The following is a 10383-nucleotide window of genomic DNA, read 5'->3' on the forward strand; positions in this document are numbered from 1 at the left end:
AGTTTTACCATGTATTAATTGAAATTAAATATCTAAAAGAAAGAGAATTAGCAAACAAAAACAAGTTGCCTATTAACGGTTAATAGGCAACTTGTTTTTGTTTACTCCATAGCAAATAGAAACTCTCCTTCCGTAGCTATCTCATCATCTACAAAAGCTGCTCCTTTCCCTATTCCAATAGAACCTCTAACCTTTATAATTTCTATATCCATTTTAAGTATATCTCCAGGCAAAACTTTTTTCTTAAAACGAACCTTATTTATCCCTGCAAAATAAGGGGTTTTCCCTTTATGTTTTTCTTCGGATAATAAAACAACTGCTCCAACTTGAGCCATGGCTTCCATTATTAATACTCCTGGCATTATAGGCATATTTGGGAAATGACCTTGAAAAAAGGGCTCGTTTATGGTTACATTTTTATATCCAATACCCTTTTTGCCATTGATAAATATTTCAACTTTGTCAACTAATAAAAAAGGATATCTATGGGGGATAATCTCCATTATATCATCAATATTTAAAATATTTTTCACTATATCACCTCTTAGCATCGTTTTAAGTAGAAATCATAATATTGACCATTTTACAAAAATGCTATATACTAATTCATAAAGTTTTTGTTATCCATATAAATATAATACAGAAACTTGAAATTTTTAGCAACTAGTTTTAACTGGATAGTAAAAATAGAAGGGAGAGGATAAAAAGATAAAACTCCAAAAACATATTTACGGAGGTGTAAAATTGAATAGTCTATATTCAGTCGGTATAACTGGCATAGGTAGTTATGTACCAGAAAAGGTGATCACTAACTATGATTTATGTGAAATAGTGGATACATCAAATGAATGGATAGTAGAAAGAACTGGCATACAAGAAAGAAGGATTGTAGACCAAAGTTTATCTACATCAGATATTGGAACTATTGCAGCTAATAAGGCCTTAGAAGATAGCAATACAAACCCTAAAGAAATAGATCTTATTATAGTAGCAACAGCAACTCCAGATATGGCCTTTCCTTCAACAGCATGTATAGTACAGAAAAATATCCAGGCTATAAATGCAGCAGCTTTTGATATATCCGCAGGATGTTCTGGATTTATCTATGGTCTATCTATAGGTTTCAATTTTATTAAAGCCGGGACATATAGAAAGGTATTAGTAATCGGAGGAGAGACATTATCTAAAATTGTCAACTGGGAAGATAGAAATACTTGCGTTCTATTCGGAGATGGAGCAGGGGCTTGTATATTGGAAAGATGTGAAGAAGGATTTGGTTTTCTAACCTTTGATCTAGGTTCAGATGGAAATAATGGCCATCTACTTATTCAACCAGCTGGCGGTTCAAGACTACCTGCAAGTTATGAAACTGTATCAAACAGACTTCACACCATAAAGATGGATGGAAGGGAAGTATTTAAATTCGCTGTAAGGATAATAGAAAAATCTTCTAAAGAAGTATTGAGGAAAGCCAATATACCTTTGGAGCAGATAGATTTATTAATTCCTCATCAGGCTAATATGAGGATAATCCAATCTGCAATAAAAAAACTCCAATTAGAAGAAAATAAAGTTTATATAAACTTAGATAAGTATGGAAATATGTCTTCAGCTTCTATTCCAGTAGCATTAGATGAAGCCTATAAGAAGGAATTTTTTAGTAAAGGAGATATAGTATTGCTAGTAGCCTTTGGCGCTGGCTTGACTTGGGGGGCAACCCTATTAAGATGGAACAAATAGGAGGGGTGATTATGTTTGATACAAGGGTATGTAAACTACTAAATATTAAATACCCAATTATACAAGGAGGCATGGCATGGGTAGCTACTCATGAATTGGCAGCAGCTGTTTCTCAAGGTGGAGGATTGGGAATTGTTGCAGCAGGTAATGCACCACCTGAGGTAATAAGAGACGAAATTAGAAAGGCAAGAAGGTTAACAGACAAACCTTTTGGAGTAAATATAATGCTAATGTCGCCTTTTGCTGAGGATATAGTAGGTATAATCTGTGAAGAAAGGGTTCCTGTGGTGACTACAGGTGCAGGAAATCCAGCCAAATTCATTAAAAAATTTAAGGAATATGGTGTGAAAGTAATACCTGTAGTACCTACTGTGTCTTTAGCAAGAAGATTAGAGCGGGAAGGCGTCGATGCCTTAATTGTAGAGGGGACGGAAGCTGGTGGCCATATTGGAGAATTAACTACTATGGCTTTAGTTCCTCAAGTAGTAGATGCAGTTAGGATTCCTGTTATAGCAGCAGGAGGTATTGGTGACGGAAGAGGGTTTTTGGCTTCACTATCCCTAGGAGCAGAAGGGGTCCAACTAGGGACTAGATTTGTATGTTCAACTGAATGTACAGTTCATGATAATTTTAAAGAAATGATAATAAAGTCTAAGGATAGGCAGACGACAGTTACTGGAAGAACTACTGGCTATCCAGTTCGGGTTCTTAAGAATAGATTTACTAAGGAATATTTAGAATTGGAGGAAAAAGGATTATCCTTTCAGGAGTTAGAAGATTTCGGTGCAGGTAGACTTAGGTTAGCTGTAAAAGAAGGGGATATTACCAAAGGTTCTGTCATGGCAGGACAGATTTCAGGTCTTATAAATGAGGTAAAGCCCTGTAAAGATATAATAGAAGGTATTATTGACTCTGCCATAGAACAAATGGATAGTTTACTCTCCATGAAGGGGGGCGGAGGTCAATGAGAAAGGTTGCCTTTATTTTTCCAGGCCAAGGTTCCCAATATGTAGGAATGGGAAAAGATTTTTATGAAGCTTTTCCCGAATCTAAGCAGGTATTTGAAGAAGCAAATGAATGTTTAAAGATGAATATAAGGGATATTTGTTTCCAGGGAAGAGATGAAGAATTAATAAGGACGGAAAATACTCAACCTGCCATACTTGCAACTAGCATTGCAATGATGAAAGCATTGGAAAAGGAAGGAATAGATTGTGAATTTACTGCAGGGCTAAGTTTAGGAGAATATACTGCCTTGGTGAAATCTGAAGGTGTTGGCTTTCGAGATGCCCTTTGGCTTGTAAGGGTTAGAGGAAAGCTTATGCAAGAAGCAGTGCCAGAAGGAATAGGTGGTATGGCGGCCATACTAGGTTTAAGTAGAGAAAAGATGTTAATGGCTATAGAAAAGGTGAAAGACCATAATATAGTGGAAGTAGCCAATTATAATTCCCCAGAGCAAATAGTTATTTCTGGAGAAAAAGAGGGAATTCAATTGGCTTGCCAGGAGGCAATAAAACTTGGAGCTAAAAAAGCTGTTCCACTACCTGTTAGCGCACCTTTTCACTCTAGTTTACTGAAACCTGCTGGTGAGAGATTGAAAGAAGAATTAGACAAAGTAAAGTTATGGGATTTAAATAAAAATTTAGTTTCCAATGTAGATGGGAAGCCTGTTACCTGCAAGGAAGAGATAAAAGAAAAATTAGTAAATCAAGTAAGTAGTTCTGTGTTATGGCAAGATAGTATAGAATTTATGATGAAGGAAGGAGTAAATACCTTCATTGAAATAGGTCCAGGAAAAACCCTTACAAGTTTTGTAAAGAGAATTGGAAAATCAATAGATAAGCCAGTAGAAACCTTTAATGTGAACAGTATAGAAACTTTGAAAAAAACCATAGACTCCTTTGGAAAGGAGGTGACAAATTGAGTTTAGTAGGAAAGAATGCCTTAGTGACAGGTGGTTCTCGGGGTATAGGCAAAGCCATTGCCCTTGAACTTTCAAAAAATGGTATTAATGTAGCTATTAGCTATATTAATAATAAAGAGAAGGCTGAGGAGGTGGTATATGAAATAGAGAAAAATGGAGTTAAAGGGATGGCAGTGAAAGCTAATATCTCAAAAGAAGAGGATGTGCTGAACATGGCAAAAGATATTGATGCTGAAATGGGTCCTATAGATATATTAGTAAACAATGCAGGAATAACTAAGGATAATTTGATAATCCGCATGAAAACTAAGGAATGGGATGATGTAATAGAAACAAATCTTAAAGGTACCTATCTTTGTACTAAATCCTTTGTTAAGGGAATGATGAAGAAAAGGTATGGAAAGATAATAAATATTGCTTCTATTGTAGGGATTACAGGAAATTTTGGTCAGGGAAACTACAGTGCTTCTAAGGCAGGAGTTATTGGATTTACAAAATCTATGGCTAAAGAGTTAGCTAGTAGAGGCATAAATGTAAACGCAGTAGCACCTGGTTTCATAAGAACAGATATGACAGAAATCTTAAAGGATGATATTAGGGATTCACTGGTTAAAAGTATTCCAATGGGGAGAATAGGTAAACCCGAAGATATTGCCAACATTGTAGTATTTTTAGCTAGTGAAAAATCTGACTATATTACTGGCCAAGTAATAAATGTTGATGGCGGAATGGTTATGTAGATTAAAGGAGGATGAAAAATGACAAATTTTGAAAGAGTAAAAAATATTATTATAAATACTTTGGAGATAGATGAGGTGGCAAGCATTACTATGGGAACTTCTATAATGGACGATCTAGATGCAGATTCATTAGATGCAGTAGAGGTAATGATGGCTTTAGAAGATGAATTTGATATTGAAATACCAGATGAAGATGCTGAGATATTCAAGAATATAGGTGATATAGTACGATATATTGAAGAAAAAATTAATTAAGATCCTATTGGTTGGGAGGCTTATAATTGAAAAGAGTAGTTATTACGGGATTAGGGGCCGTTACACCTATTGGCATAGGCAGAGATAAGTATTGGAATTCCCTTTTTAGAGGCAAGTCGGGCATAGATTATATCACTAGATTCGATACAGAAAAATATGATACTAAGATCGGAGCGGAAATTAAGGATTTTTCTCCTGAAGATTTTATGGATAGAAAAGAAGCTAGAAGGATGGATAGATTTACTCAATATGCTATGGCTGGTACATCTTTAGCATTAGAGGATGGAGATATCAAACTAGAAAAATTAGACAGGGAAAGAATAGGAGTAGTTATAGGTTCTGGTATAGGCGGTATGGAGACCCTAGAGAAGGAACATTCTAAACTGCTGGAAAGGGGGCCTAAAAGGGTAAGCCCCTTATTCATCCCTATGATGATATCCAATATGGCACCAGGACAGATTTCCATGGTCTATGGAATAAAAGGTCCTAGTTTCGCCATTACTACCGCTTGTGCTTCAAGTACCCATGCTATTGGAGAATCCTTTAGGATGATACAAAGAGGTATAGCTGATCTAATTATTACAGGAGGTAGTGAGGGAGCTATAACACCTATTTCGTTAGCAGGATTTAATTCTATGAAGGCTTTATCTACAAGGAATGAAGAGCCTACTAAGGCTAGTAGGCCTTTCGATAAGGAAAGGGATGGCTTTGTAATAGGAGAAGGAGCAGGAATTCTCATACTAGAAGAGTTAAACCATGCATTGGATAGAGGAGCAACAATATATGGAGAAATTATTGGATATGGAGCCACCTCTGATGCTTATCATATTACTGCACCTGATCCTGAAGCAGGAGGAGCTAAAAGAGCTATGGAACTAGCTTTAAAAGATGGTAAGATTCATTTTAGTAATATAGACTATATAAATGCCCATGGCACAAGCACCTATTATAACGATAAACTGGAAACTTTGGCAATAAAGAAGGCGTTTAAAGAACATGCCTATAATCTAGCCATAAGCTCTACTAAATCCATGACTGGCCATTTATTGGGAGCTGCTGGTGGAATAGAGGCTATAGCAACTATATTAGCCATTAAGGAAGGGATAATACCCCCTACTATAAACTATGAAAATCCAGATGAGAGCTGTGATTTAAACTATACTCCAAACACTTTAATAAAAAGGGATATAAAATATGCAATATCCAATTCCTTAGGATTTGGAGGGCATAATGCTTCAATATTGTTAAAAAAATACATGGAATAAATAAAAACCTTTCGAGTATCGAGAGGGCATTAAACACATTATATTGTTATCTAGGTGGTAGCGAAGGATCTCAAACCTGAGACCTTTCGCTACCTTAATGTATTTTAATGGGTATACCTATAGCTTAACCCTTAGGACATTTTTCATTGAATAAACTTATTGTCTTCAACTTATACTATGTTATACTTAGATATAATATGGTGGTCATGGAGTGATATTATGACATTGGATATTCCAGATTATGTGAAATTAATAATTGAAAGATTAGAAAGAAAAGGCTATGAGGCATATTTAGTTGGCGGTAGTGTAAGAGATATGCTTTTAGGGAAAACACCTACAGATTATGATATTGCTACTAGCGCATCTCCTGATGAAATAGAGTCTGTTTTTTATGATTTTAAGACTATTGATATAGGCAAAAAGTTTGGAACAATTATAGTATCTCAAGAAAAAAGAGATGTAGAGGTAACTACTTTTAGAAGAGAAGGTAAGTATTTAGATGGAAGGAGACCAGAATGGGTATCCTTTTCTTCAGATGTAAAAGATGATTTAAGTCGTAGGGATTTCACTATTAATGCAATAGCATATAATAAGACTAAAGGAATTTTAGATCCTTTTGATGGTAGAGAAGATTTAAAAAGACGGATAATAAAGACGGTGGGAAATCCAGAAGAAAGGTTTAATGAGGACTATCTTAGGATATTAAGGGCAGCAAGATTTGCATCACAGCTTGAGTTTACAATTGATGAATCTACCTTTCAGGCTGGGAAACAATATAGTTCTCATATTAAAAAAGTCAGTATGGAAAGGATTTTTAATGAGGTTTATAAAATCCTTCTTAGCCATATTCCATCCTATGGTATTAGAATATTAGAAAAAATGGGGGCATTGAAGGTGATCTTACCAGAAATAATTCCTGCCATAGATTTTAAACAGAGAAACCCTCATCATGAAATGGATGTATATGACCATATATTATGTGTTTTGGACAGCGTTCCGTCTGTTATTGAGATAAGGTTAGCAGCATTATTTCACGATATAGGAAAACCCCATACTTTAACAATAGATGAAGAAAGAATAGGCCATTTTTATGGACATGATGAACTTGGAGCAGATATATCCAAAGAGGTATTAAAAAGATTTAAAGCTCCAAATGAACTTATAGAGGAAGTATATAATCTTGTAAAAGAGCATATGAATCATCATACAAAATTTAAAGAAAAGGGATTAAAAAGGCTTATTAGAAGATTAGGAGAAAAAGAAGTATTTAATCTAATTGAGCTTCAAATAGCCGATATTAAATGCTCTAACAAAGAAGCAACTATGGATCATATAATTGAAAGAAGAAATAAAATAAAAGAAATATTGGAAAAAGATGAAGCCTATGACATAAAACAGATAGCTATAAATGGTAAAGATTTAATGGAGCTAGGCTTTGAACAAGGTCCTATAATTGGTGAGATATTGGAATATTTATTGGAGAAAGTAATGGAAAAACCAGAGTTAAATGATAAGGAAATATTGAAAAGGATAGTTTTAGAGAAATATACACCCAGCCTTGTAAAGTAGTAAATTTATTATTTTAAAATAGTAATAACCATTCATACTATCTCAAATAGACTTGTTTGAAATTGTCCATTGTCCATTGCTAAAGGTTATGATATTATTAAACTGTTATAGTCTGAATTAGGAGGTAATAAGATGGGGAAGTTATTTGGAACAGATGGAATAAGGGGAATTGCAAATAAAGATTTGACTCCAGAGTTAGCTTTTAAAGTTGGGAGAGCAGGGGCATATATACTGTCTAAAGGTAAGAAGGGTAGAATAGTCCTTGGTAAGGATACAAGGAAATCAGGGGATATGCTGGAAGCAGCATTGACAGCTGGGATTTGTTCTACTGGATTAGATGTAATATCCTTAGGAGTAGTGCCAACACCAGCAGTTGCCTATTTGACTAAAAAATATAATGCTCTAGCAGGAGTTGTTATATCTGCTTCCCATAACCCAGTAGAATACAATGGAATTAAATTTTTTAATGGTAATGGCTATAAATTAAATGATGCTATAGAAGAAGAAGTTGAAAAACTAATATTTAATAATGAAGAAATACCTTTAAGACCTATAAAGGAAGAAGTTGGACAAACCATTGTGGAAGGAGAAGGATGTGGATATTATATTGAACATTTAAAATCTACCATAGAAGGAGATTTAAAGGGGATTAAGGTGGCCGTAGACTGTGGTAACGGGGCCTTATATAAAATTGCACCTAAGTTACTAAAAGAATTATATGGTGAAATAATTGTAATTAATGATAAACCAAATGGGAGCAATATAAATGTTGAGTGTGGTTCTACTAATCCATCTATGATCCAATCCTTAGTATTGGAAACTAAGGCGGATGTAGGTTTATCCTTCGATGGTGATGGGGATAGGCTTATTGCTGTAGATGAAAAAGGCAATATCATAGATGGCGACCATATACTTGCTATCTGTGGTACTTACCTACATAATAATGGTAAGCTTAGAAATGATACGGTAGTAGGTACAGTAATGACCAATATGGGATTAGATGTATATTTGAAAAGTAAAGGAATAGATATTGTGAAAACTTCTGTTGGAGATAGATATGTACTTGAGGAGATGCTTGCTAATGACTATGTTTTGGGAGGTGAACAATCGGGCCATATAATATTTCTGGAACATAATACTACAGGTGATGGATTGTTGACAGGACTCCAATTGATTCGAGTAATGAAGGAAACTGGAAGTAAGTTATCTGACCTTAATAGGGTTATGACTAACTACCCTCAGGTATTAGTAAATGCAAAGGTTAAAAATGAATTAAAAAACTCCTATCTTAAAAATGAAGAAATAAAATCTGAAATAGAAAAGATAGAGAAAATGTTTCATGGCGAAGGACGAGTTGTTATTAGACCTTCTGGGACAGAACCTCTTGTTCGAGTTATGATCGAAGGGAAAGATAGGAAAAAAATAGAGAATATTGCTAAAGAATTGGCAGAATTTATTGAGGAAAGAATAGGCCAATAGTAAATTGAGGTGATGAAATGGAGTATAGAATAGTTGCTGACAGTAGCTGTGATTTAAATAAAGACCTGAAAGGCAAATTGGATATAGGGTTGGTACCTTTGAAGATAGATGTAGAAGGGCATACCTTTGTCGATGATGAATCCTTAGATGTAAGGGAATTGCTAATGGCAATGAAGAATAGTAAAAATCCTATAAAGACATCTAGCCCTTCTCCAGGAGAATTTTTAAAGGAATATGAAAAGGCTGATAATATATTTGTTGTTACCCTATCTTCAGCACTAAGCAGTACTTATAGCAACGCAGTATTAGCTAAGAATATTGCCCTTGAAAAAGGAAACAAATTTATTCACGTATTTGATTCCCTAAGCGCTTCTATTGGAGAAACTTTAGTAAGTATTAAAATTTTTGATTTAATCCAGAAAAATTATAATAGAAATGATATAGTTGCTAAAACTGAAGAATATATAAAGGAAATGAAGACGTTTTTCATATTAGAATCTTTGGATAACTTGATTAAAGCAGGCCGTATAGGTAGGGTTATAGGCCAAATAGCAACTAAATTATCCATAAAGCCTGTAATGGGCTCAAATGATGATGGTACCATAAGATTAGTAGAAAAAGTAAGGGGAAGCAAGAGGGCTTTTAAAAGATTGGTAGATATTATAGGAGAACAAGGTGAGCAGTTAGAGGAGAAAATTTTAGGTATAGCCCATTGTAACGCCTTAGATAGGGCCGAACAATTAAAGAAGGAGATACAAAAAAAGTACAATTTCAAGGATATTATAATTGTAGAAACATCGGGATTAAGTACCGCCTATGCAGATGATGGTGGTATAATTTTAGCCTTTTAAAAAGGGAACTCTCTATATAGAGAGTTCCCTCAGACTGAAGACAAAGTATAAATTTTTTATAAAAAAAGCAGAAAATCCTTGAAAGCAAAAAGGATTTTCTGCTTTTTTGTAGAATATATAATATATAACATATTTTTAAATGAGGTGTTGTTATGCTAACGATAAATAAATCTGATAAAAGAAATCAAGTTGAAATCATATCTATTGACCAATTGGTCCCAAAAGATCATTTAGTTAGAAAACTTGATGCTTGCATAGATTTTAGCTTTATCTATGATTTAGTAAAGGACATGTATAGTACTGAAACCGGCAGACCAAGTATAGACCCTGTAGTTTTATTTAAAATTGTTTTCATCCAATATATCTTTGGGATAAAATCAATGAGGCAAACTATAACTGAAATAGAAACTAATGTAGCCTATCGCTGGTTTCTAGGATATGGTCTACATGATAAGATACCCCACTTTACTACATTTGGAAAGAACTATGTTAGAAGATTTAAAGATACAGACGTATTTGAAAAAAATATTTAATGCGTATCCTAGAACAAGCAATAGATG

At 34.4% G+C, this 10383-nt stretch carries 10 protein-coding genes and 1 pseudogene; 10 read left to right on the forward strand and 1 reads right to left on the reverse strand.

Going from position 1 to position 10383, the window contains the following annotated elements:
• Positions 1-101: 101 nt before the first annotated feature.
• Entirely contained in the window at positions 102-533 is a 432-nt protein-coding gene (gene fabZ / locus CUL_RS0100495; RefSeq protein ID WP_005583272.1) for a 3-hydroxyacyl-ACP dehydratase FabZ, read from the reverse strand.
• Positions 534-744: 211 nt separating this feature from the next.
• Here fabZ and CUL_RS0100500 point away from each other — a divergent pair, with 211 nt between their 5' ends.
• The 10 genes and pseudogenes from CUL_RS0100500 to CUL_RS0100545 all read left to right on the forward strand — a co-directional run.
• Positions 745-1740 (forward strand): beta-ketoacyl-ACP synthase III, encoded by a 996-nt coding sequence (locus CUL_RS0100500; RefSeq protein WP_005583273.1) that lies wholly within the window; start codon positions 745-747, stop codon positions 1738-1740.
• An 11-nt stretch (positions 1741-1751) separates the two neighbouring features.
• Entirely contained in the window at positions 1752-2708 is a 957-nt protein-coding gene (fabK, locus tag CUL_RS0100505) for an enoyl-[acyl-carrier-protein] reductase FabK (protein ID WP_025640208.1), read from the forward strand.
• Entirely contained in the window at positions 2705-3664 is a 960-nt protein-coding gene (fabD, locus tag CUL_RS0100510; RefSeq protein WP_005583275.1) for an ACP S-malonyltransferase, read from the forward strand. The genes fabK and fabD overlap by 4 nt, the downstream gene beginning before the upstream one ends.
• Positions 3661-4404: a 3-oxoacyl-[acyl-carrier-protein] reductase gene (gene fabG / locus CUL_RS0100515; protein WP_005583276.1), complete on the forward strand. Its 744-nt coding sequence runs from the start codon at positions 3661-3663 to the stop codon at positions 4402-4404. The genes fabD and fabG overlap by 4 nt, the downstream gene beginning before the upstream one ends.
• 18 nt (positions 4405-4422) lie before the next feature.
• Positions 4423-4659, forward strand: a complete 237-nt coding sequence (gene acpP, locus CUL_RS0100520; RefSeq protein ID WP_005583277.1) for an acyl carrier protein — start codon at positions 4423-4425, stop codon at positions 4657-4659.
• Positions 4660-4685: 26 nt separating this feature from the next.
• Positions 4686-5924: a beta-ketoacyl-ACP synthase II gene (fabF, locus tag CUL_RS0100525; protein WP_025640209.1), complete on the forward strand. Its 1239-nt coding sequence runs from the start codon at positions 4686-4688 to the stop codon at positions 5922-5924.
• A 219-nt stretch (positions 5925-6143) separates the two neighbouring features.
• Positions 6144-7493 carry a CCA tRNA nucleotidyltransferase gene (locus tag CUL_RS0100530; protein ID WP_025640210.1) on the forward strand — a complete coding sequence of 450 codons (1350 nt, stop codon included), beginning with the start codon at positions 6144-6146 and terminating at the stop codon, positions 7491-7493.
• Positions 7494-7625: 132 nt separating this feature from the next.
• The gene (gene glmM / locus CUL_RS0100535) at positions 7626-8972 is read left to right on the forward strand and encodes a phosphoglucosamine mutase (protein ID WP_025640211.1); all 1347 of its coding nucleotides are present in this window, start codon (positions 7626-7628) and stop codon (positions 8970-8972) included.
• 17 nt (positions 8973-8989) lie between these two features.
• Positions 8990-9823: a DegV family protein gene (locus tag CUL_RS0100540; protein WP_005583860.1), complete on the forward strand. Its 834-nt coding sequence runs from the start codon at positions 8990-8992 to the stop codon at positions 9821-9823.
• 152 nt (positions 9824-9975) lie between these two features.
• Positions 9976-10347: pseudogene (locus CUL_RS0100545) on the forward strand (transposase); the annotation flags it as partial.
• Between the last annotated feature and the right edge of the window lie 36 nt (positions 10348-10383).

Origin of the sequence: [Clostridium] ultunense DSM 10521 (assembly GCF_000511955.1) — a bacterium.
GTDB lineage: Bacteria > Bacillota > Clostridia > Tissierellales > Tepidimicrobiaceae > Schnuerera > Schnuerera ultunensis.